The sequence below is a fragment of the Morganella psychrotolerans genome, from assembly GCF_001676055.1.
GTDB lineage: Bacteria > Pseudomonadota > Gammaproteobacteria > Enterobacterales > Enterobacteriaceae > Morganella > Morganella psychrotolerans_B.
Window position 1 is genome coordinate 19,561 of the sequence record NZ_LZEX01000007.1, and the last position, 19,369, is coordinate 38,929.

Annotated in this window: 28 protein-coding genes, 3 tRNA genes and 1 pseudogene; 23 read left to right on the forward strand and 9 right to left on the reverse strand. The window is 46.8% G+C overall.

Annotated features, from left to right (window positions below; genetic code table 11):
• Nucleotides 1–129: 129 nt before the first annotated feature.
• From pgsA to AYY17_RS06895, 4 genes are all read left to right on the forward strand, one after another.
• Entirely contained in the window at nucleotides 130–678 is a 549-nt protein-coding gene (gene pgsA / locus AYY17_RS06880) for a CDP-diacylglycerol--glycerol-3-phosphate 3-phosphatidyltransferase (RefSeq protein ID WP_067360922.1), read from the forward strand.
• A gap of 141 nt (nucleotides 679–819) precedes the next feature.
• Nucleotides 820–895: transfer RNA gene (locus AYY17_RS06885), tRNA-Gly, on the forward strand.
• Between the two features lie 30 nt (nucleotides 896–925).
• Nucleotides 926–999 (forward strand) — tRNA-Cys (locus AYY17_RS06890).
• 5 nt (nucleotides 1,000–1,004) lie between these two features.
• A tRNA-Leu gene (locus tag AYY17_RS06895) sits at nucleotides 1,005–1,091 on the forward strand.
• Nucleotides 1,092–1,234: 143 nt separating this feature from the next.
• On the opposite strand, the gene AYY17_RS06900 is transcribed toward AYY17_RS06895, so the two are convergent.
• The 8 genes from AYY17_RS06900 to AYY17_RS22160 all read right to left on the reverse strand — a co-directional run bounded on the left by AYY17_RS06900 (nucleotide 1,235) and on the right by AYY17_RS22160 (nucleotide 7,151).
• Nucleotides 1,235–2,248: a phage integrase central domain-containing protein gene (locus AYY17_RS06900; protein ID WP_067422452.1), complete on the reverse strand. Its 1,014-nt coding sequence runs from the start codon at nucleotides 2,246–2,248 to the stop codon at nucleotides 1,235–1,237.
• The gene (locus AYY17_RS06905; protein WP_067422454.1) at nucleotides 2,248–2,466 is read right to left on the reverse strand and encodes a DUF4224 domain-containing protein; all 219 of its coding nucleotides are present in this window, start codon (nucleotides 2,464–2,466) and stop codon (nucleotides 2,248–2,250) included. Before AYY17_RS06905 ends, AYY17_RS06900 begins: the two co-directional genes overlap by 1 nt.
• Before the next feature lie 228 nt (nucleotides 2,467–2,694).
• On the reverse strand, nucleotides 2,695–2,871 hold the full coding sequence (locus AYY17_RS21520; protein ID WP_156656660.1) for a hypothetical protein: 177 nt from the start codon (nucleotides 2,869–2,871) through the stop codon (nucleotides 2,695–2,697).
• On the reverse strand, nucleotides 2,868–3,035 hold the full coding sequence (locus AYY17_RS21830) for a hypothetical protein (RefSeq protein ID WP_202906387.1): 168 nt from the start codon (nucleotides 3,033–3,035) through the stop codon (nucleotides 2,868–2,870). The genes AYY17_RS21520 and AYY17_RS21830 overlap by 4 nt, the downstream gene beginning before the upstream one ends.
• Before the next feature lie 66 nt (nucleotides 3,036–3,101).
• Nucleotides 3,102–3,599, reverse strand: a complete 498-nt coding sequence (locus AYY17_RS06915; protein WP_067422459.1) for a siphovirus Gp157 family protein — start codon at nucleotides 3,597–3,599, stop codon at nucleotides 3,102–3,104.
• Nucleotides 3,596–5,608 (reverse strand): hypothetical protein, encoded by a 2,013-nt coding sequence (locus AYY17_RS06920; protein ID WP_067422461.1) that lies wholly within the window; start codon nucleotides 5,606–5,608, stop codon nucleotides 3,596–3,598. Before AYY17_RS06920 ends, AYY17_RS06915 begins: the two co-directional genes overlap by 4 nt.
• A gap of 15 nt (nucleotides 5,609–5,623) precedes the next feature.
• Nucleotides 5,624–5,956: a hypothetical protein gene (locus AYY17_RS06925; RefSeq protein WP_067422463.1), complete on the reverse strand. Its 333-nt coding sequence runs from the start codon at nucleotides 5,954–5,956 to the stop codon at nucleotides 5,624–5,626.
• Between the two features lie 1,039 nt (nucleotides 5,957–6,995).
• The gene (locus AYY17_RS22160) at nucleotides 6,996–7,151 is read right to left on the reverse strand and encodes a hypothetical protein (RefSeq protein WP_235845309.1); all 156 of its coding nucleotides are present in this window, start codon (nucleotides 7,149–7,151) and stop codon (nucleotides 6,996–6,998) included.
• 262 nt (nucleotides 7,152–7,413) lie between these two features.
• Here AYY17_RS22160 and AYY17_RS06930 point away from each other — a divergent pair, with 262 nt between their 5' ends.
• From AYY17_RS06930 to AYY17_RS06985, 12 genes are all read left to right on the forward strand, one after another.
• On the forward strand, nucleotides 7,414–7,644 hold the full coding sequence (locus AYY17_RS06930; protein ID WP_067422465.1) for a transcriptional regulator: 231 nt from the start codon (nucleotides 7,414–7,416) through the stop codon (nucleotides 7,642–7,644).
• 54 nt (nucleotides 7,645–7,698) lie between these two features.
• Nucleotides 7,699–8,148 (forward strand): toxin YdaT family protein, encoded by a 450-nt coding sequence (locus tag AYY17_RS06935; RefSeq protein ID WP_067422467.1) that lies wholly within the window; start codon nucleotides 7,699–7,701, stop codon nucleotides 8,146–8,148.
• A 14-nt stretch (nucleotides 8,149–8,162) separates the two neighbouring features.
• The gene (locus AYY17_RS06940) at nucleotides 8,163–8,357 is read left to right on the forward strand and encodes a hypothetical protein (protein WP_067422469.1); all 195 of its coding nucleotides are present in this window, start codon (nucleotides 8,163–8,165) and stop codon (nucleotides 8,355–8,357) included.
• A complete protein-coding gene (locus tag AYY17_RS06945; protein ID WP_067422471.1) occupies nucleotides 8,347–9,330 on the forward strand; it encodes a helix-turn-helix domain-containing protein in 984 nt (327 codons plus the stop codon). The genes AYY17_RS06940 and AYY17_RS06945 overlap by 11 nt, the downstream gene beginning before the upstream one ends.
• On the forward strand, nucleotides 9,327–10,079 hold the full coding sequence (locus AYY17_RS06950; RefSeq protein WP_067422473.1) for a replication protein P: 753 nt from the start codon (nucleotides 9,327–9,329) through the stop codon (nucleotides 10,077–10,079). Before AYY17_RS06945 ends, AYY17_RS06950 begins: the two co-directional genes overlap by 4 nt.
• A 51-nt stretch (nucleotides 10,080–10,130) precedes the next feature.
• Complete coding sequence (locus AYY17_RS21145; RefSeq protein ID WP_082981315.1) at nucleotides 10,131–10,307, forward strand: palmdelphin; 177 nt, start codon at nucleotides 10,131–10,133, stop codon at nucleotides 10,305–10,307.
• 2 nt (nucleotides 10,308–10,309) lie between these two features.
• A complete protein-coding gene (locus tag AYY17_RS06955) occupies nucleotides 10,310–10,546 on the forward strand; it encodes a hypothetical protein (protein ID WP_067422475.1) in 237 nt (78 codons plus the stop codon).
• Complete coding sequence (gene dcm, locus AYY17_RS22165) at nucleotides 10,543–13,104, forward strand: DNA (cytosine-5-)-methyltransferase (protein ID WP_235845310.1); 2,562 nt, start codon at nucleotides 10,543–10,545, stop codon at nucleotides 13,102–13,104. Before AYY17_RS06955 ends, dcm begins: the two co-directional genes overlap by 4 nt.
• 393 nt (nucleotides 13,105–13,497) lie before the next feature.
• Nucleotides 13,498–13,836: a hypothetical protein gene (locus tag AYY17_RS06970; protein ID WP_067422479.1), complete on the forward strand. Its 339-nt coding sequence runs from the start codon at nucleotides 13,498–13,500 to the stop codon at nucleotides 13,834–13,836.
• Nucleotides 13,837–13,925: 89 nt separating this feature from the next.
• Entirely contained in the window at nucleotides 13,926–14,519 is a 594-nt protein-coding gene (locus AYY17_RS06975) for a DUF1367 family protein (protein ID WP_067422481.1), read from the forward strand.
• A gap of 12 nt (nucleotides 14,520–14,531) precedes the next feature.
• Entirely contained in the window at nucleotides 14,532–14,843 is a 312-nt protein-coding gene (locus AYY17_RS06980) for a Ref family recombination enhancement nuclease (RefSeq protein WP_067422483.1), read from the forward strand.
• Entirely contained in the window at nucleotides 14,831–15,367 is a 537-nt protein-coding gene (locus tag AYY17_RS06985) for an antiterminator Q family protein (protein ID WP_067422485.1), read from the forward strand. The genes AYY17_RS06980 and AYY17_RS06985 overlap by 13 nt, the downstream gene beginning before the upstream one ends.
• Nucleotides 15,368–15,698: 331 nt before the next feature.
• On the opposite strand, the gene AYY17_RS06990 is transcribed toward AYY17_RS06985, so the two are convergent.
• Nucleotides 15,699–16,172 (reverse strand): hypothetical protein, encoded by a 474-nt coding sequence (locus AYY17_RS06990; protein ID WP_067422487.1) that lies wholly within the window; start codon nucleotides 16,170–16,172, stop codon nucleotides 15,699–15,701.
• A gap of 247 nt (nucleotides 16,173–16,419) precedes the next feature.
• Between AYY17_RS06990 and AYY17_RS06995 the strand changes: the two genes are divergently transcribed.
• The 7 genes and pseudogenes from AYY17_RS06995 to AYY17_RS22700 all read left to right on the forward strand — a co-directional run bounded on the left by AYY17_RS06995 (nucleotide 16,420) and on the right by AYY17_RS22700 (nucleotide 19,361).
• Entirely contained in the window at nucleotides 16,420–16,731 is a 312-nt protein-coding gene (locus AYY17_RS06995; protein WP_328585511.1) for a phage holin family protein, read from the forward strand.
• On the forward strand, nucleotides 16,724–17,116 hold the full coding sequence (locus AYY17_RS07000; protein WP_067422489.1) for a M15 family metallopeptidase: 393 nt from the start codon (nucleotides 16,724–16,726) through the stop codon (nucleotides 17,114–17,116). The genes AYY17_RS06995 and AYY17_RS07000 overlap by 8 nt, the downstream gene beginning before the upstream one ends.
• 307 nt (nucleotides 17,117–17,423) lie before the next feature.
• On the forward strand, nucleotides 17,424–18,002 hold the full coding sequence (locus AYY17_RS07005) for a phage antirepressor N-terminal domain-containing protein (RefSeq protein WP_235845311.1): 579 nt from the start codon (nucleotides 17,424–17,426) through the stop codon (nucleotides 18,000–18,002).
• Nucleotides 17,999–18,532 (forward strand): hypothetical protein, encoded by a 534-nt coding sequence (locus tag AYY17_RS07010; protein WP_067422491.1) that lies wholly within the window; start codon nucleotides 17,999–18,001, stop codon nucleotides 18,530–18,532. Before AYY17_RS07005 ends, AYY17_RS07010 begins: the two co-directional genes overlap by 4 nt.
• Nucleotides 18,533–18,574: 42 nt before the next feature.
• Complete coding sequence (locus tag AYY17_RS07015; protein WP_067422493.1) at nucleotides 18,575–18,760, forward strand: hypothetical protein; 186 nt, start codon at nucleotides 18,575–18,577, stop codon at nucleotides 18,758–18,760.
• Between the two features lie 58 nt (nucleotides 18,761–18,818).
• Nucleotides 18,819–18,954 (forward strand): annotated as a pseudogene (locus AYY17_RS22770) (terminase small subunit); the annotation flags it as partial.
• 182 nt (nucleotides 18,955–19,136) lie between these two features.
• Nucleotides 19,137–19,361 (forward strand): terminase small subunit, encoded by a 225-nt coding sequence (locus AYY17_RS22700; RefSeq protein WP_412779014.1) that lies wholly within the window; start codon nucleotides 19,137–19,139, stop codon nucleotides 19,359–19,361.
• Nucleotides 19,362–19,369: the final 8 nt, after the last annotated feature.

The following is a 19,369-nucleotide window of genomic DNA, read 5'->3' on the forward strand; positions in this document are numbered from 1 at the left end:
TATCCGGTAGGACTGCGCAGAACCTGAAAATCACGCAACGCCCCTGAGTTACCGGGGCGGCAAAGCAAAATTTACCGGCAGATGCGCAAACGGCTTATTTCATCTGACTTATAAAATAATGGCTCCGTTATGCGATTAAATATCCCCACATGGCTGACTCTGTTTCGTGTCATACTGATACCGTTCTTTGTGCTCGCCTTTTATCTGCCGTTCAGTTGGGCGCCTGTCATGAGTGCGGGTATTTTCGTTTTTGCCGCAATGACAGACTGGTTTGATGGTTTTCTTGCCCGCCGTTTAAAACAAACAACCCGTTTCGGTGCTTTCCTCGACCCTGTCGCAGATAAAGTTATGGTGGCGACCGCTCTGGTGCTGGTGACTGAGTATTACGCTGTCTGGTGGATTACACTGCCTGCCATTACTATGATTGCACGTGAGATTATTATCTCTTCATTACGTGAATGGATGGCTGAACTGGGAAAACGAAACAGTGTTGCGGTTTCCTGGATGGGTAAGGTGAAAACAACCGCACAGATGGCAGCATTATTAGGGCTGATCTGGCGGCCAAATGATGTGATAGAAATGGCTTCTTTCGTCCTTTTCTACATTGCAATGATCCTGACGTTCTGGTCTATGTTTCAATATTTGCGTGCAGCATGGGCGGATCTGAGCGAAGCGTGATCGATGTGGTGTAAAAAACAGCGAACGATCATTTTTCGCGAATTAAGCGGTTGACTCACGGGCTTAAATCAGTAGAATGCAACGCATCGAACGGCGCTGCGGTTTGTGAAAACAAACAAGTAAATCAGTTAGTTCAGATAGGCGGGAATAGCTCAGTTGGTAGAGCACGACCTTGCCAAGGTCGGGGTCGCGAGTTCGAATCTCGTTTCCCGCTCCAATTTAATCCTGATGATTAAATTGACAATATGGCGCGTTGGCAGAGTGGCCATGCAGCGGATTGCAAATCCGCGTACCTCGGTTCGACTCCGGGACGCGCCTCCAAATTAGCCCAGATGGTGAAATCGGTAGACACAAGGGATTTAAAATCCCTCGGCTGTAAGGCTGTGCGGGTTCAAGTCCCGCTCTGGGCACCATATAAAACTCAGTTGAATATCAACGGGTTAGAGTTAAAAGAGAGCCACCCAACGGGTGGCTTTTTTGTGCCTGAAATCACACTTCAGAATACTTTCAGAATATCCGTTCAGAATATAAATTTCATATGTTGAATGAATATTCATCATTTTTGATTACCTACCACCGGAACAACCTGAATTTTCCTGTCATATCTTGCAGTTTGAGTGATGGTTTTGTGCCCGGATATTTTTTGTTTATCCTGCAGTGTTCCATCGAGATCTGATATCCCTTTTGCTTTCAAATCATGAAAAGTAAAATCAAATGAAATATCAGGATTGTTTGCTACCGCAGTTTCTCTGGCTGCCTGCCATCTGCTGTTAAAACCATCACGGCTATATTTACAGGCATTTTTTTGATGGAGGATATAAAGGCTCGGGATGGTTACATTAAGCGGTAATTGCTCTGCTAATTTGATCGCCTTTCTCAGCCGCACTGACCACGCTTTGATTTGTTTTTTTCCTGTTTTTCCCTGCCTGATATAAATACCCTCATCCAGTAACTGCTCTTTTGTCAGAGTTAAAACGTCATGTTGACGAGCGCAGCAAAGATAAGCTAATTCCATCGCGACCTGAACAATTGTCGGCGCTGATTGGTACAGCGCATTATATTCACGGTCCGTAATGTAGCGATCTCTTGCCACTTCTTTAAATTGTTTAACGCCCTGACATGGGTTGCTTTTTACTTTTCCTCTTTCATATCCCCATCTGAATACCCGGGACATAAATGTTTTTTCCCTGTTAGCCTGGGTGCGGCTATTGAGTCCCCGTTTATCCATATATTTTCTGACATGCTCAGGTTTTATGTTGTCTGGTTTCATTTTCCCGAAGACAGGTAATACTTTGCGTGAGTATTTTGTATAGTCCTTCTGTGTCTCACCTGACAGATCCATAAAATCAATCGATTTGAAAAACTCATCAACAAGTGAGGCGTATGTTTCCGTACACTTATCTTCATTTATTAGCTTTTCATAATGTGACCAAATAACAGATTTATCGCTGTTCAATGAACACAAGCGAATGGTGCGACCGTCAGGATGTTTAAATTCATAGGCTGAACGGCCTTTGTATACCCGCTTAGGTAAATGATTATCTTCTGGGTCTTTACGTGTTCTTGCCATTACATCGCACCGAAGTCAGGTTCTTCTGATACTGATGATGCCGGCCGTTTAGCCAGTGGACTATTAAAATGTGCCCAGGTGGTTTTTGGGCGCCCGTCCGGACGTTTGATAAAAAAGATCCCGGCGCGTTCCAGCACCTCGCATTGCTTGGACGGAAATTGATAGCCGGTCAGTTCTATCATTTCCTCTGGTGTAATAAAGTCAGTCTCGGTCTTCATTCTGGTCTTGCCTCATCATCAATAAAATAAGCAGGTCGGTTGTGTCACATGAGCGTTTAATATCTGCAGGTGTGCATGGTCTGTTTTTTACACTCGCAGCCAGACGGCCTAATTTAATATCGAAGTCGGTTAGTAATTGTTTCCCAGGTTGCCACGGTTCCATGATGTTGCTCCGGTAAAGGTATTGGCATCATGGTAATCACCGTGGCGAAATAAAACTGATTATGCTTAATCAAAATCTGCTGAGATAACTTCATCAATCGGATAGCACTCAGACAGAATGCCTTTCATTGTCAGAGCTTCTTTATCCATCAGGCAGTTTTGTTCATCTGGGTAAACGTAGCCGTAGGGCTCATATTGGCAACTGAGAGCAGAACAAATCAGAGCGAACAATCCGAATATCATTTGATATCATCCTTCTGCTGTGGCTCGCTGCGGGCATCAATTTTCACCTGTGGCGGCAGGTCGTAATACACATCACAGCGCCGATCTGTCCGGATATATCCGTGACTGCCATCAGGGAAGGTTAGTTTTACCGGTCGGTCTTTATAGTGTTGGTGTTTTAGCATAGGTCTTGCCTCGTCGTGACATGTCACACACTAAAGAAAGTGCCCGATTGCCGGGCACCGCGGTAATCAACGAACCATCAATGAACGTTCACCAATTTCGATATGTGCGCCGGGTACTTCAACGCCATTCTCCAGCGCCTCTTTGATAGCCTTTTTATCTGGCGAAACAATGATCTGCGCGTCAACAAAAGAATCAGGAATTTTTGTTTCATCATCAATGACAACAGATGGCCGTCCTTTTGCTGCAGTAAACGTATTTTTCACCGTTTTCAAATTGTCCATGCCGGCGGCTAACAGAAAGGTAAGGACGTATCTTCTCAGTTCCTTGCCCTGACGTTCGAATGATTTTTTACGCTCTGCAAGGCGTTTGGACTCTTCACCGAGGGTGTTTGCCTGTCCCTCCAGATTGCGGACATGGTTCATGGCAGCATCCAGTTTGTCACCGATAACCCCCTCTATACCCTCCAGTGTGTCAGCGATATCTTCTGCGGTGAATTCGCCTGTCTCTACCAGCCGTTGCAGTTTGTCATAATCTGCTGCTAATGCTATTGCGGTCGTTTTCATTGGTCTGCCTCTTGTTTTTCAGTCAGTTTGGTTAAACACTCTTTTTCAATTTCAGTCAGGCGGCGCAGACGGCCGGACAGATAGTTTGCGTATTCTTTATCTCCCCGGGCTGTAGCATCTTTGATGTGTACGGACATTTCACGCGAGAGCGTGGATGTAATACCTCTTAATTCATTTTGTGATACAGCAGTCCGCATCGTTTCTGTATTACGGGTGAATTTTTCATCCAGTTCAGCGCGTATACGAACGCTGTCTTCTGCATTTTCACTGGCCGCTTTAATTTCGAATTCCAGTTTATTTTTGATGAGATATTCAGGGTTATCATGCATACCCATAAACACATCAGAGCTGAAACCGAGCATAGACAGGGCTTTTTTAATTGCATCAGTCAGGGATTTTTTGATAACTTCCGGATCCGATTTAAGTCCGTTCTTGGTGATATATTTGTATGGTGTCGCACCATAGCTTTCAAACTCTGCTTTTTTTCCGCTTTTGGTCATGTACCAAAATTTAATTTTGATGGAATGATTTTCTTCATACTTCAGTGAACCATCGCCATCCCGGAGATAACGAACACCAACTTGTTTATGGTTATCATCAAATACCCGTTCTGTGAGTGGATTCCCATCAATTAGTTTTTCCTCAATAACTTCATAGCTCCAACCTTCACCGATAGGGCCAAAGATTTCGGTAGCACGCATGATCATGTAGTTACTGTTAATACTGGTCCCCAGGAAACCGGCACCTTCCAGTGGTTTGGTAAAGCGCGGATCTGTGCGCTGAACCCGTTTCCAGATATTCAGGTTGTCTGTATCGGCCAGCACTTCATCGATAATCTCTGCACGGTTCCGGAAATCATCAGCGGCTGTTATTGGTGTTGCCGGTATAAACTGGTCGGGAGTTTGCACTGTAACAGTAAGTTCATCATTGGCTGCTTCTTCAGGTGCGGGTTTAGTCACTACCTTTTCAGCCTTCTTACTGCGTGAACGTTTCTGTTTTTCCGGTTCAGGGGAGTGTGTCGGTTCCGGTGTCTCTTCCGTGATATCAGCACCTGAGCTGCCGTGTTCCTGAGTATTGCTATTGTTTGTCAGTATTCCACCAATACGGTCAGCCACAAACTGTTTGCGGGCGGTCGCATCACTCATCAACTCAGGATGTTCTTTACCTTCACGAACCACGGCAAAGATGGTGTCACGCGGTATCAGTAGTGCATTATTGATAACGCGGAATTCAGTAGACCAGCGCCGCCAGTTTTCATCTTCATCAGCGATCAGTTTTTTGGCTGCAGTTAATTTACTTGGCTGTATTTCCCATGGATCAAAGTCATTCGGTAGAAGAGAGAGAGCAACTTCCTGATCCATCGTTGCATAGCTGTGGTCAAAATTGCGTTGCTTGTGAGCCTGAATAGGCAATTGTCCGGTGGTGGCTTCCGGCGGGAACAGGAATAGTTCAGCCTGTTCTTGCGCCTCTTCTGGTGTGATGTCGTCAACGGCATCCGTTAAAACCGTATTGACCAGGGCTTCTAAATCCTGCTCATTCAGTAGTGAGACAGTGCGGACAGCCGCTATACCTTTTGCAATATTACGAATTTTTGGTTGCTCTTTGCTGTCATGCACAAATGTGAGGGCAGCGCTGTATTCACTTCGGGTGAACTGTGTTCTGCCATACAGCATGATTGCGGCAATACGGACAACTGGAGCTGTTTTTTCAAATACAACCATTTCCTCTTCACGCTTTTGCCAGGCAGCACCGTTGAACTCGTATTCCTTTGCAAAGGTTTCATCGAAAGTGTCACCGACCGGTGCCGGTTCTCCGTCACGGGCTTCACAGATCACCGGGCATTCAATATCAAACTTGTCTGTATTCTCCGGATAAGATTCTTCAAGCATCACTGCCGACATGGCTTTAGCCATTTTTACAGACGGTGCGGTGATAGTAATAACTACCGTTACAGCGCCGTCACTAAGTGCTGCTGCAGTCGGATTAAATGCGCAGATAAAATTGGTCATAGGTCTTGCCTCTGGTCAGTAGGGGATTTGTTCGTCGTCTTTAGAAATAACCGTGCCTTCCAGGCATAACAGCGCCTGGATCTGGTCTTCAATAGCCCGGGTTTTAATTTCTGCGTCAGCGAGGATTTTATTCTGCGCTGTGCGTAAGCTTTCGATTTCTGCTTGGTTAAGCTCAGCTTTCGTTATTGCGGGAACGGGTAGTTCAATGGTGTGTTCCGCCACAACAAGCCCCATATCATACTCCGGAGAAAAGGATGAACTGTATGCAACATACTGGATACTGCCGTCGAACTGTTTTTTCGCGTGGATATAAAGCGTTACGTTGATGGTGTCAGGTTGTGCTTTCATAGCAACTCCTTTAAAATGGTGGTGATCAGTGATTCGTCATTGGTCTTGCCTCTTGAGCGGTTTGGTCGCCGCTCAGGTTTCCCGGTAACTTTGGTCGGTTGTCGGGGTAAACGAACCCACTTCGGTGGGTTTTTTTACGTCTGTAATTTGGTGCCCGTCTTTCCGGGCTGTCAGGTCTTGCTTTAAGTTCCCCGTCTTTCCGAGGTGTCAGGTCTGGTGCTACTCTTGCCTCGGTTTCCCGCTTTGGTCGGCATGTATCTTCTGCCATCTTCGTGGCGTTACTTGTTTCCTGGTGCTGGCATAAAACTGTGAACGTTGATCCTGAATACCCGCTGTGGGGTTTTGATGAATTGAAGTTTAGTAATTAGTAAACCGATAGTCAAGCATTTAGTAAACAATAAAGTTGAGTTATAGAATCATTGGCACAAAAAAAGCCGACATTACTGTCGGCTTGTGGTTTGAATCTTTCGTCGAGGATGATTGATGGTCACCTAGAAAGAATTTAATGCGTAATTTAACCTTAACGATTTATATTTATCGGAAAAAATTAAAATATGCAAGTAAACATTTCATATGAAAACGTTTGATTTTGCTTAGTAATTACTTAATAATAAATAATGTTAAGGACATTCCGCTCGGGGTGTCAGGCAAAAGATGTAAAGAAAATCATTGGTCTTGCCTCTCTTGACTGCATGTACCCTAGCCATACGAGTGATGCCGGATGGTACCCAAACCCGAGCGCGTAGTTTAACCTTAACAGTTAGATTAATCAGGTACAGATAGGAAGCGTAAGGGTAATGTACTGATAATCGCGCTCCTTTTTAGGAGCACCGGATGGATTCTATTCTGTCGAGTTTTATCATTGTCATGGAATTCATTGTCGCAACAATGCGATTAATCGAATTGTTTAAACGTTAAAGTTCGAGACGTAACAAAAGCAAGAAAGAGGCTCATCTCTCTTTCTTGCTTTTAATAAATTGATTAATAAAACTACGCTTGTTTTTGATTGCGCTTATGTAACAGCTCTTCTAAAAGCTGGTCATAATGCCGTTTTTTTCTCTTCAAGAGCTTTTAAAAGCTCATCAGCCTCACTATCCGGAAGCCCATCAAATAACTCAATGAGTATCTTCTGCCTCTGCGTTAGCTGTGAAATATCTGGTTTTTCTTCAATAGCGCCGAAGTTATCGACATCCAAAAAGCCATCCGGCATATGATAATCACGCTCTAATCTCCTGGCTGCTTTTTCTCCAAAAGATGCTTTCCCATTGATAAGTTGAGATAAATAGCTCTTCTCTTTCTCAGGAAGAGTTCTGTCAGTAAACCACTCTTTTAGGCGTTTCTGCCGAATATTTTTTTATGTTCATAGCATGATTTTGATTAGTATTTCATAAACAAGCAAATACTTGACTTATGTTTAGTATTCATTAAACTCATTTGAATTAATCAAAGGAGAAACCATGGAATTAAAACAATACATTTCTGCTCTTGAACGTGGCGGAGCAAAAAAATTAGCTGAGAATCTTGGGGTATCCAGTTCATATCTTTCACAGATGGCCTCTGGTCGTGTTCCTGTTCCTCCGGCTAGATGCCCTGCGATAGAAAAAGAAACTGGTGGTGCTGTCACTCGCAGAGAATTAAGACCAGATGACTGGGCTCAAATTTGGCCAGATCTGAATATTAGCGGTTAGTAAAAAATAAAACTGATTATTCATAATCAATTTAGCGACAGGAGACGCAAAGTGATGAATAACAATAAAATTATCAAGGATGAAATTGAGGCTTGGGCGACTGAAAAAGGGCAGGAGCATGTCGCTATTGAAATTAGTCGTGCGCTTTTTTTAATCACTCACGACAACGGGCAGAACCGTTTACACCAGATAGAAGATAAAACCGGGAACGCAGACTGGAAAGCCATTAACAACAACAGGCAGCAGATTTTCAGGTGGTTGCGCGGTACGTCACCGGCATCCGACAGAAAATTCAGTGAACTGATCCCGGCAATAGAAATTGCATTACCCGCTGACCGGCTGGCCCGGGTGAACGGTGATGATTCGGTTAACTATCTGGCATCACAGGCAATCAAAGAATTCGCTGCTGCGATGTGTGAAACCCTTCTGGGTAGTCGTGACATGTCACAACGCATATCAAAAGCAGTAACCGCATTAAATGCGATGCGCATGACCAGCGCATGAGAGAGGCAAGACCAATGCTGAACACGACAGAACAAATTACCTACCGCAATGGGTTTATGCATAACGGCATCCCTGCAGATATCGAAACCATACGCCCTATATTCGATGAAAGGCGATCTGCGGCGTTTAATGAGTGGCATGAGCGGGCACTGAATCAGAATAAACCTCGTGATGCTGCTGAGACGCAGGGGGTGCAGTGTGAGCAGTAAATTACATGGTTTGGTCTGGGAAGGATGTGCCTTTGCCGGACTGAGTTTATCCCGGGTTGCGGTTATGGCCCGACTGGCTGATTTTGCTAGTGATGAGGGTATAAGCTGGCCTGCAGTGGAAACAATTCGCCGTCAGATAGGTGCCAAAAGCATAAACACGGTCACTGCGGCGATAAAGGAACTGGAGCGCGATAACTGGTTAACAAAGCAGGAACGTAAATCCGGAAATCGGAATCTGAGTAACGTATATCGAATCAATGTTGAAAAACTGGAGTTGGCATCCTGCGCAGCCAGAAAGCACTACCGCAAAATGACCCCACCCAAAAGCACCCCCCCAATTTTTGAGGGGTCAAATATTGAGGGGTCAAATATTGGTGGGGCAAATATTGAAAAAACAGGTGCGATTAACCCCCCAATGGTTGACCCCGATCCGTCATTAAAAACAGATCCGTCAGATAAAAGATCTTCTTGTCCGGATGCTACGCCGCCGGACGACCACAAGGTATCACCCGACAGTGATTTTATTGCACGTCATCCGGAAGCTGCTGTGTTTAGTGCCGGAAAACGGCAGTGGGGTACCGCTGAGGACTTGCTATGCGCACAGTGGATTTGGCAGCGGATACTGACTTTGTACGAACAGGCTGCGGAGTCTGATGGTGAGGTTTCGCGGCCTAAAGAACCTTCATGGACACAATGGGCAAACGAGATCCGCCTGATGTGCGGACAGGATGGACGCACACACCGTCAGATTTGCGAAATGTTCGGACGGGTAAACAGAGATGCGTTCTGGTGTCGGAACATCCTGAGCCCGGGAAAACTCAGAGAGCAGTGGGATAAACTCAGTCTGAAATTTTCTGTTCTGCCGTCAGACCGGCAGCACGGTACCGCTGGTCGTGAAAATCTGGATTTCAGCAACACGGACTGGATTGACGGCATCGAGAATGATCTGGTCAGTGCGGGGGTATTACCATGAAACCGGTCAGCATTGACGCGCACTTGAAAACCATTCAGGCAAAAGGATTTCCGGCCTCTTCTGTGGTGTCACCGGAACAGGGAGCCCGTGAACAACTAAAAAATTTCATTTCCGGTCAGTTCAACGATTTGTTTACGCAGTTGTGTGTGATATTTCCCGGATTCAGGGCCGCTGTGCGCACGCAGGCTGAGTTTGACGAAATACGCCGCCAGTGGGTTCTGGCTATGTTGGAAGGGGGAATTCATACCCGCGAACAAATTAATGCCGGTCTGCGTCTTGCCAGGAGGCAGAACAGTGATTTTATTCCGGGTTGTGGAAAGTTTGTCGCATGGTGCAGAGAGGGTATTCAGGAGACGTCCGGATTGCCTACAGAGGATGAAGTGATGCGTGAATTTGACCGTTATTGTGCGAACAGGGGGTTTTATCCGTCAGCTGAGGTATTCCCGTGGAAATCCGCGATCATGTACCAGATTATCCCCGAGGCACGCCGTCGGATGAGAGAGTACAACCAGACAAGGAGTGAGGTAAGGAATGGGGTCAAAAAGGTATTGCAATACTGGTTGAAACGCATACACGGCGGTCAGCAGATCCCTCTGGTTGTGGCTCAGATTGAAAACCGGAACAGGAGTCGCCCGGCTTCCGTGTCAGAGGTGCTCGATAAAGACGGTAGTTATCGTGAAAAAGGGATTGAGATGCTGAAAGAAATCAGACAGCGGGTTTTATACAAGGGTACGGGCAGAAGCGCCTAAAAGACACAGTTACACTGAAAAAGCACTTTAAGACCAAAAGAGGCAAAGACCATGATAATCAAAGACCCTGTTACGTACGAATCGCTCGTGCGTGATAACTATCCCCGCAAGCCGGATGACGGTTGTGATTACACCAATTGTCACTTAGACCGGCTTCACGCTGCCCGCCGCGCCCGAAGAAAAGCCCCGCATCAGACTGCACCTGAACCAAAGAAACAGGGGGAATAATCATGTCAGCACAATCAGATTATTTACCTGCAGGGCTACCACATAACCGTGCGTTATGGCCCGTGGAATATCAGGAAAAAGAGCAACTTGATTTAGTCGCAAGCCGGATGGTGAAGCAGCTCAGAATGCAGAAGATTCACAGAACAGCGGTGCTGGTGGCTATCGAAAAAACACCTGTAGATCAGCAATCGTTTTTCCGGGAACGACTGAATTATTGGCAGGGGGTGATGAAGGTATGAAACAGCTTACTTACGGATCTGTATGTTCCGGCATTGAAGCCGCCTCGGTCGCCTGGGAACCTATCGGGATGATCCCCGCCTGGTTCAGTGAGATTGAGCCGTTCCCGTCAGCGGTACTGGCAGCACACTGGCCGCAGGTAAATAACCTCGGTGATATGACAAAAATTGCGGCTGCGATTCATTCCGGAACAGTTACAACTCCCGATCTGCTGGTTGGCGGAACTCCGTGCCAGGCGTTCAGCGTTGCCGGTCTGCGTGGTGGTCTGAGTGACGAGCGCGGGCAATTAACCCTTTCGTATGTTGAATTGGCGGACAGTATTGATGAAATCAGAGAACAAAACGGCGAACAGCCAGCAATCATCGTCTGGGAAAACGTCCCCGGCGTCCTCAGCAGTAAAGACAATGCCTTTGGTTGTTTTCTTGCAGGACTTGCCGGAGAAAGTGAAGAACTCAAACCGACAGGGGAAAGATGGTCAAACGCTGGTTATGTGTCTGGACCGAAAAGAGCTGTCGCGTGGCGGATCTTCGATGCTCAATATCTCGGAGTGCCCCAACGCCGCCGTCGTGTCTTCGTTATCGCAAGTGCTAGAAAAGACATCTGTCCCGCAGAAATACTATTTGAGTCCGACAGCCTGTACGGGGATTCTCCGGCGCGCGGAGAAGCGGAACAGACAGTTGCCGCCCTTACTAAAAATGGCGTTGGAGCAACAGGCGCAGACGATAACCAGGCACAAGCAGGACACCTGATCGCATTTGGTGGCGGTAATACCTCCGGTGCAATCAAGGTTGCCACTACCTGTACAGCACATGGCGCCCGTTTAGATTTTGATACCGATACTTTCGCGGTACACGGTACCCAGGATCCGGACGTGAATCATGAACTAGCCCATACTCTTGGACGTAATCACGGACAGGAAAACGCCTGTATCGCATTCAGCAGTAAAGATCACGGCGCGGATGCAGCTGAGAATATTTCCCCGACGCTGAAGGCTGGTAACAGCAGCAACAGTAACCAGAACGGTGGACAGCCTCCTGCGATTGCTGTAGCCGGGAATATTATCGGCCGGTCCCCTGAAAATGGTGGTAACGGAAACGGGTTCGATGAATCAGGCGTCTCTTACACACTGACAAAAACTGATGTTCATGCGGTATCAACAAAAAATATCGTCCGCCGTCTGACTCCGGTTGAATGTGAACGCTTGCAGGGATTTCAGGATTTTCACACCCGAATCAGCTGGCGCGGTAAAGATGCTGCTGATTGTCCGGATGGTCCGCGTTATCGCGCTATTGGTAACAGCATGGCGGTACCGGTAATGCGCTGGATTGGGGAACGTATTCTTGCCGCACTGCCGGTGCAGGAGATAACCAACTCACCCGAAACCATCCAAACCAACGATAAGCCTGAAAGCACGGAGATTCCCATGAGCTACCAACTGATCGGCGGCCGCTGTGAGCACGCCTTAAAAAACCTTCCGGATAACTCAGTGGATGCAATCGTAACGGATCCTCCGTATGGCATCGGGTTCATGTCGAACAAATGGGATTACGCGGTACCAACCGTCGAACAGTGGGCTGAATGTTTGCGGGTGTTAAAGCCGGGCGGGCATCTACTGGCATTTGGTGGAAGCCGGACATATCACCGCTTGGTCGTAAATATTGAAGATGCCGGTTTTGAGATTCGGGATCAGATTATGTGGATTTACGGCAGTGGGTTTCCCAAATCGAAAAATCTTGATGGTGAACACAAAGGTAAGGGAACGGCATTAAAACCAGCACACGAACCTATTGTCATGGCTCGTAAGCCATTTAGTGCAACTATTCTCGAAAATGTTAATGAATACGGAACCGGAATTTTGAATATCGACCCGTGCCGCGTGCCTACTGAGGAGATGCTTGCTGGTGGTTCCGGTGGTCTGCTTTCTCACGTTCGGGATGGCGATACGCCGCCAGGCGCTGAATGGACACAGAACAGCGAAGGGCGCTGGCCTGCAAATGTGATCCATGATGGTAGTGATGAGGTTCTTTCTGCATTTCCGGATGCAAAGGGGCAGCAGGGAAAGGCTAAAAGTGATGGTAGCGATAACGGTAACAAGGTTTACGGCGCACTAAAAAATATAAAGAAAACACCTATGCCACGCATTGAGTCCGAAACTTCCGCTGCAAGATTCTTTTATTGTGCAAAAGTCAGTAAAACGGATCGGGACGAAGGAATGGATCGCTTCGTTACTGCGTCAGCGTCTGAAATGACAGGTGGCCGTACCGAGGGAAGCGCCGGAATTAATAACCCGAGAGCCGGTGCCGGGCGTACCAGTGGCGCGAAAAATACGCATCCGACCGTTAAGCCTGTGGATTTAATGCGCTACCTCTGCCGACTGGTCACTCCCGCAGGTGGCACGGTACTTGACCCATTTATGGGGTCAGGTAGTACCGGAAAGGCTGCGATAGCAGAAGGGTTTCGGTTTATTGGTATTGAGATGGACCCTGATCACCTTGTCACTGCAGCAGCACGTATAGGACATGCAGTGAAAGAGGCCGGAGTATCAGGGGAGGCAGCGTAATGATGCTTTATACCAAAATTGCAGCAGAGATACCAGTTGGCACGGAGATAACCCGTGAGTATATCAGGGAAAAATACAACGCTGACCGTAATCAGGTACAAGCTGTAATCAGCGCACTGCTTAAAACGGGTGCCGTGAAGGTCACGAAATGGCACGGAAAATTACGGTGTGCATTTGAAATACTACCATGCGCCATGGAGGTAACCCAGGCATACGAAAAGAAAACAGCCCCCTGGAACAGACCGGCGGAGAGGAAAAGTAAACCCCTGACTCCCCGTACAATGGATCGCACTGATATAGCTGAGTATCAGTTTACTGAAAAGCAGAACCGACTGATATCCGAATTTACAGCGGTTCAGCGGGAACTGAGAAAATCGAATGGAGTGTATTTCAATGGCTAAGTCCCCGACAGAACGTAAAGCCGCGCAGAGGGCGCGGCAAAAGAAAACAGGCCTCGTCAAACTTGAGTTACTGGTGGATGAACAGGAACTGGAAATGCTGCAGCGTAATTGTGCATTACGGCGACCAGGTCGGGATCCCTACGAGCAGAATGAGTACCTGACCTCGTTAATCAGAATTGATGACCGGTCGCTACAATCAGAGATAGAACAGCTAGGAAGGAAAACCTGTCAGAAATGTGGTGAAAAACTACCGGTGGCAGAGTGTTGTTTAAGTGGTGATTCTGCATGCTGGAATACTCTCGGGTGGCATGATTTAAAGTTGCGCTTATAGTTAGTAATATTTGTCATATCAATGTATTATTCAGGAGCTGGCCTGAACAACCAGCATCCTGAATACCCGCTGTGCCACCGGAGAAAACCATGGCACAGCATAGCTTTATCAAACTCCCCAACGATACTCTTGCGCCTGCGACACCGGCAGCAAGGGATTACCTGCATTCAAAAGTTAAGTGCGGCGATGTGCTCTCTGCTGATTTTAAAAAGGCACGCAACCCACGATTCCACCGTAAATATTTTGCTCTCCTGAACCTCGGTTATGAATACTGGGAACCGGTCGGCGGCACCATTTCGCCTGAAGAAAAAGAACTGGTTCGCGGGTATGTAAAATACCTGGCGTATTACACGGACAATGCTGACGTTCTGCAATCAGCAGCTGATGACTATCTCAATGATGTGGCGCAAAAACGCGCTCAGAACATCACCGCAACAAAATCCTTCGATGCTTTCCGCTCCTGGGCTATTGAACAATCCGGTCAGTATGACACCTACGAAATGCCTGACGGCAGCCTGCGGCGCGTCGCTAAATCAATCAGCTTTGCCAAAATGGACGATCTACAGTTTGGCGAACTCTATAAATCCACACTCGATGTGCTGTGGAACTTCATTCTGTACCGCAAATTTCCCACGCAACAGGCTGCTGAAAACGCGGCTGCACAGTTATTAGATTTTACCTGAGAGGCAAGACCAATGACCAAATCAAAGACCAAAGCAGAACAGCAGTGGCTGTCAGATGTGGCCGCGCTCGGCTGTATATGTTGCCTGAACATGGGGTATGGACCAACACCGGCGGAAATCCATCATCTCCGTTCCGGTCAGGGGGCAGGGCAACGCGCAGATCATTATTCAGTGCTCCCGCTGTGTCCCCGACATCACCGGGCATGTTATGAAACCGGATTTCATGCAGCACCGGCAACATGGCAGCAGATCCACGGCAGCGAAATTTTATTGCTGGAACAAGTAAAACAGGAAGTGAAGGAGCTGCGCACATGTCGGGTATGAAAGGTATCTCTGATGGGCTGAAACTCGACAAAGAACGTGAGGCATGGTTACAAAATTGGTTATCATTGTTCGGTGCCTGGGTTTATAGCGGGCGATTAGAAAAACGACAAGGCAGTATGATAGCTCAGTTTATGGCTACTGTTGAACGCAGGGATTATCCGGGTCGCCCTGTTTGTAGTGATGATGACGGTCTGCTAATTAATGAGGTGGTCAAACTAATTTACCATCTCGATACGGAAGCCTTTGACATGCTGCTCAGTCGTTATGTTTATTGTGCATCAGACAGAGCAATAGCCCGGGCGCAGCATGGAAAGTACAGACTTCGGGACATCGTCGCACGAAAAGGTGGACTGCCGGCAAAGAAAGTACCGTCAATATCTACATGCCGGAGAGAAGTGGATGAAATACTAAAAGCGGTTGAGTATTTATTATACCAACCGCTGACAGATGCGTTTAAAAGCAGAGAAAAAGAAAAGATCGTGAAGCGAAATAGCAAAAACATGTTGACTTTTTTGAACCAGTGAGCCACTATTCCAATGTAAGTTGCCGATTTTGTAACTTTACCAACTAACCCAGCCAATGCGCTGGGTTTTTTCGTTTCTGGAGGTAGCATGGATCGTTCAGGGCAACATCTGCACTCATTGTTTGCTGGTATAGATGAAGAGCGACCAAAGACGTTCACAATCGAAGTGAGTGCGCACTCAACTCTCAGTGCGTTAAAAGCCCTCGAAAAAGCGGTTGAGGGTTTAAAAATGCGTCACTTACATTTTCATCATGAAAATTCTGAGTATAAAAATGTCCAGAGCGTCAAGGCTACATTTCGTTATTCCTGTTATCACGCTGAAATGAACAGCGTTACTCGTGATTTCTTAACTGTATCGTCGTTAGTGTCATACTCGGGTTATTTGAAAGATATTCAATATTGGCGTCACATAGCGGGCCAGCTAAGAGAGCATTCCATTTTTTAATGGCGGACTCATAATGTTTGCGTTGAAGTGGCTTTTGTACTAAAAGCCGGTTCGATAATTCCGGATTTTTTTGTCTCAGCATTTTTAGTCCAAATTCTGCCTTGTCTAACTTAAACATCGCATTATTCATGTTGCGGCTAATGAGTGTTTTAAAAAAAATAATCATGCCTAGCCCGGCATAACCTGTTCGTTCGAGCAGACCAGCGGTATCATTCAAAAAGTCATTTTCATCTTCGTTGCCGGTAATGGTGAAATCAGGTTTTATTAATAGTAACAGTGTGATTAGTTCGGTTGACCTGATTGTTGTCGGGAGTCCTTCAATAAATGAGAAAATACAAGATCTGGGATCTTCATAATTCATATTGTTATTCCTTGTTTGGGTGGTTATTTTTGGCGATTTAACAATATCAGACAGGGATTAGCGCTGCCAGTCGCTTAACTGGCATTTATCTCAGGGCTACGCATTGCGTGGCCTTTTTTATTGTGTGCCCGCCGCTGGTGGGCTTACCCGAATAATGCCGTAACCACCTCACATTAATCTGTTTGGAACGTATAAACCGGTTGCGGCGTTTCCCATTTAACTAAATTCCTCCGTCAGGGGGTGAGCCATGAAAAAGATGCCTAACGACCCAAACAACTACGGCTGGTTCAGTAGTCTGCTGATAGTCATCATGACTTTACTCGGCACCGCTGCCAGTTGTGCCTATAAAGCCCTGAATGGTGAAGTCATTAGCTGGGGCATTTTCTTTCTTCAGATGGTCGTCTCTGTTTTCGCCGGTGCACTGGTCTTCCTTGCTGCGAGCTATTACGCGTGGGTTCCGGAGTTATCCGGTGGCATTGCAGGTCTGGCGGGATGGTCGGGTGCTGAGTTCATTAAGGCGCTTGAGAAACGGATAAAAAGGAAAATTGATAATGAGTAGCTTCATATTCAGTAAGCGCAGTGAAGATAACCTGAAAGGTGTCAATCCTGACCTGGTGAAAGTTATCCGCCGGACGCTGGAAATCACACCGGTCGATTTCATTGTGATTGAGGGATTACGAACCGAGGCACGGCAAAAGCAACTGGTCAATGAGAAGAAATCACAGACCATGAAAAGCCGCCACCTTACCGGCCACGCGGTCGATATTATCCCGGTCAACACCAAATGGCAGATTGACGAATTCAAGCCCCTGCTGAAAGCGGTTAAACAGGCTGCTGATGAATTGAATATAAAGCTGCGCTTCGGTATCAACTGGAAGAACGACCCGTCACTGCCGATTGAAACCCGCTTCATTGACGCGCCTCATATCGAAATACCTGTCTAAGAAAACAATCAGGAGGCTTCGGTTCCGGTGACTCCTCAGAATTAAGTAGTCATCCCGTTTCGTAATCTCCTTAAAATCAAGGGGATTAATCAGGACGGCTTGATTTTAAGCTTTCATCCGATTAACAGGCTTCGCAATTGCGGGGCCTTTTTTACATCCGAATTTCACCGCGCACCGAAAGCGCATATTACACCACCGAATCTAAACCTATGGAATGAGCCTTTGGGAGCGCCAGTAGTGCTGGCGAGCCTCGGTGGGCTGTCGTTCCGTTTCGGCAAAGGTTCATTTCATAGTTGAGGTAAACGTTATGCAATATCCTGCAATCGCAGAAATTATGTTTAAGGGTGACACACTAACTACCATTCAGGATGGCAGTACTGAGCTTGTGGCCATGAAACCCATTGTTGAGGCTATTGGCCTCGACTGGAAATCTCAGCACCGTAAACTTATGTCACAAAAAGATAAATTCAGCTGTGGTCATATGACCATACCTTCCGCTGGCGGGTTGCAGGAAATGCTCTGCATGCCCCTCCGTAAACTCAACGGCTGGTTGTTCAGTATTAACCCGAATAAGGTGAAAGCGTCGATTCGCAATAAGCTTATTTCTTATCAGGAGGAATGTTTTTCTGCTCTTCATGACTACTGGTCAAAAGGCGCGGCTGTTAATTCCCGCAAGGTCAGCGTAATGGAACAACTTAATGAGGCATGCGCCGATTATAAACGGGATGAAGCTATCGCCAGTAAGTTTGGCAAAGGTCTGAATGAATGGAAATGGGTTAAACCGGCACACAATAAAAAGATGAGAGAACTGGCGAATCAGGCTGGTGGGTTACTTTTGGATCTGATTCTGGTTGAAATCGGCAAAGGAAAAATAACCCGGTCATGAAAAAGATTATTCCCGCTTTACTCAATGGCTGGCTGTGGGCTGTGGTGTTCTTCGGGTTATGGTTGTTCAGCCTGCTGTCAGCCGAACAATCAGAAGGGCAGCACAAAGACAATATGATTGCTGACAAGCAAAAGGTGATTGATAACGCCTACACCAGCTTCGATATCTTTGACCGCGTTGCCGCGGCGAACGCCAGCCGGAACATTCAGGCAGAAGCCAAATCACAGGAGAAGCAGATTGAATACCGCACCATCATCCGTAAAGAATCTAACTGTAATCTTTATGTTCCTCAGTCTGTTGCTGACGGGCTGCTCAGTCACACCTACGCCATCCGCGAATCAGCAATGCGTGCCGATCCCGGCATCACTGACACAGCCGGTGTTGGCTCCACTACCACCCGCCGACTGACATATTGCCAGGCAGCTGAGTGGATTGAGCCATTATTGAAAGCGCTGGATATAGCAAACGGGCAGTTGATGGATATCAGAAAAGCGGATGCAGAGCGAAACGGAAAACTGCAACCACGATAAGCGGGCAGTAAGGGAAATTGAACAACAACTGCAGGTGATGAAATGAAGCAATATGGCATTGAAGCAGAAAGAATCGGTGAAGTATCTATTGTCACTGTGAGTAATGGCAATCTTCATGCGACGGCAGAATGTATTGGACAGGTACGCCGTATGTCTGTCACAGGGCGTGGAAATGTCAGGCAGATAAAAACTATCGCAAAGATATTCCAGAAAACGATTAATGCATAACCCATCACAAAGCCTGCTCACTGAGTGGGCTTTTTAATTGGTTAAGGAGATAAACAAGATGGCTAAACCGGATTGGGGGATGCTACAGCAGCGGTTCCTCACCGAACATGCTAAATCAGGAATATCCCCGAAAGAGTGGTGTGAAGAGCAAGGGTTAAATTACTCGACCGCAAAGCGTTATATTAAGATTGCGAATTCGCAGAAAGTTAATGCGAATAAAGCTGCGAATGGAAATATTCGCAAAATTGAGAAGAAGCAACCTATATCAGCTGGTACACAAAATGCCGATGCGAATAATGTGCAGGAAGATGCGACGGAAAGCGCGGGTATATTAAAACCGCAGCATGAAACTTTTGCGCAGAACATTGCGCAGGGAATGCCCCAAAAAGAGGCTGCCATTTGCGCTGGCTACTCGCCTAGCAGGGCAGACACACAGGCTCCAATTTTATTAAAACGACCTGATGTTCGTCAGCGCATCAGGGAGCTGAGGCAGGAAGCTGCGCTGTTGGTCTCGTTCAATGCCAAAGATCTGGCTGACTTATCTTTCAAAGCCGCAAAGGATGCGCTTACGGATAAAAAAATTCGGGCAGGTTGCGCCTAACGTAAAAA

Bases quoted from the DNA above. Each gene is read 5' to 3' on its own strand.
- pgsA (WP_067360922.1), top strand. From the start codon at position 130: ATGCGATTAAATATCCCCACATGGCTGACTCTGTTTCGTGTCATACTG.
- AYY17_RS06900 (WP_067422452.1), bottom strand. From the start codon at position 2,248: ATGGCAAGAACACGTAAAGACCCAGAAGATAATCATTTACCTAAGCGG.
- AYY17_RS06905 (WP_067422454.1), bottom strand. From the start codon at position 2,466: ATGAAGACCGAGACTGACTTTATTACACCAGAGGAAATGATAGAACTG.
- AYY17_RS21520 (WP_156656660.1), bottom strand. From the start codon at position 2,871: ATGATATTCGGATTGTTCGCTCTGATTTGTTCTGCTCTCAGTTGCCAA.
- AYY17_RS21830 (WP_202906387.1), bottom strand. From the start codon at position 3,035: ATGCTAAAACACCAACACTATAAAGACCGACCGGTAAAACTAACCTTC.
- AYY17_RS06915 (WP_067422459.1), bottom strand. From the start codon at position 3,599: ATGAAAACGACCGCAATAGCATTAGCAGCAGATTATGACAAACTGCAA.
- AYY17_RS06920 (WP_067422461.1), bottom strand. From the start codon at position 5,608: ATGACCAATTTTATCTGCGCATTTAATCCGACTGCAGCAGCACTTAGT.
- AYY17_RS06925 (WP_067422463.1), bottom strand. From the start codon at position 5,956: ATGAAAGCACAACCTGACACCATCAACGTAACGCTTTATATCCACGCG.
- AYY17_RS06930 (WP_067422465.1), top strand. From the start codon at position 7,414: ATGGAATTAAAACAATACATTTCTGCTCTTGAACGTGGCGGAGCAAAA.
- AYY17_RS06935 (WP_067422467.1), top strand. From the start codon at position 7,699: ATGAATAACAATAAAATTATCAAGGATGAAATTGAGGCTTGGGCGACT.
- AYY17_RS06940 (WP_067422469.1), top strand. From the start codon at position 8,163: ATGCTGAACACGACAGAACAAATTACCTACCGCAATGGGTTTATGCAT.
- AYY17_RS06950 (WP_067422473.1), top strand. From the start codon at position 9,327: ATGAAACCGGTCAGCATTGACGCGCACTTGAAAACCATTCAGGCAAAA.
- AYY17_RS21145 (WP_082981315.1), top strand. From the start codon at position 10,131: ATGATAATCAAAGACCCTGTTACGTACGAATCGCTCGTGCGTGATAAC.
- AYY17_RS06955 (WP_067422475.1), top strand. From the start codon at position 10,310: ATGTCAGCACAATCAGATTATTTACCTGCAGGGCTACCACATAACCGT.
- dcm (WP_235845310.1), top strand. From the start codon at position 10,543: ATGAAACAGCTTACTTACGGATCTGTATGTTCCGGCATTGAAGCCGCC.
- AYY17_RS06970 (WP_067422479.1), top strand. From the start codon at position 13,498: ATGGCTAAGTCCCCGACAGAACGTAAAGCCGCGCAGAGGGCGCGGCAA.
- AYY17_RS06975 (WP_067422481.1), top strand. From the start codon at position 13,926: ATGGCACAGCATAGCTTTATCAAACTCCCCAACGATACTCTTGCGCCT.
- AYY17_RS06980 (WP_067422483.1), top strand. From the start codon at position 14,532: ATGACCAAATCAAAGACCAAAGCAGAACAGCAGTGGCTGTCAGATGTG.
- AYY17_RS06985 (WP_067422485.1), top strand. From the start codon at position 14,831: ATGTCGGGTATGAAAGGTATCTCTGATGGGCTGAAACTCGACAAAGAA.
- AYY17_RS06990 (WP_067422487.1), bottom strand. From the start codon at position 16,172: ATGAATTATGAAGATCCCAGATCTTGTATTTTCTCATTTATTGAAGGA.
- AYY17_RS06995 (WP_328585511.1), top strand. From the start codon at position 16,420: ATGAAAAAGATGCCTAACGACCCAAACAACTACGGCTGGTTCAGTAGT.
- AYY17_RS07000 (WP_067422489.1), top strand. From the start codon at position 16,724: ATGAGTAGCTTCATATTCAGTAAGCGCAGTGAAGATAACCTGAAAGGT.
- AYY17_RS07005 (WP_235845311.1), top strand. From the start codon at position 17,424: ATGCAATATCCTGCAATCGCAGAAATTATGTTTAAGGGTGACACACTA.
- AYY17_RS07010 (WP_067422491.1), top strand. From the start codon at position 17,999: ATGAAAAAGATTATTCCCGCTTTACTCAATGGCTGGCTGTGGGCTGTG.
- AYY17_RS07015 (WP_067422493.1), top strand. From the start codon at position 18,575: ATGAAGCAATATGGCATTGAAGCAGAAAGAATCGGTGAAGTATCTATT.
- AYY17_RS22700 (WP_412779014.1), top strand. From the start codon at position 19,137: ATGCCCCAAAAAGAGGCTGCCATTTGCGCTGGCTACTCGCCTAGCAGG.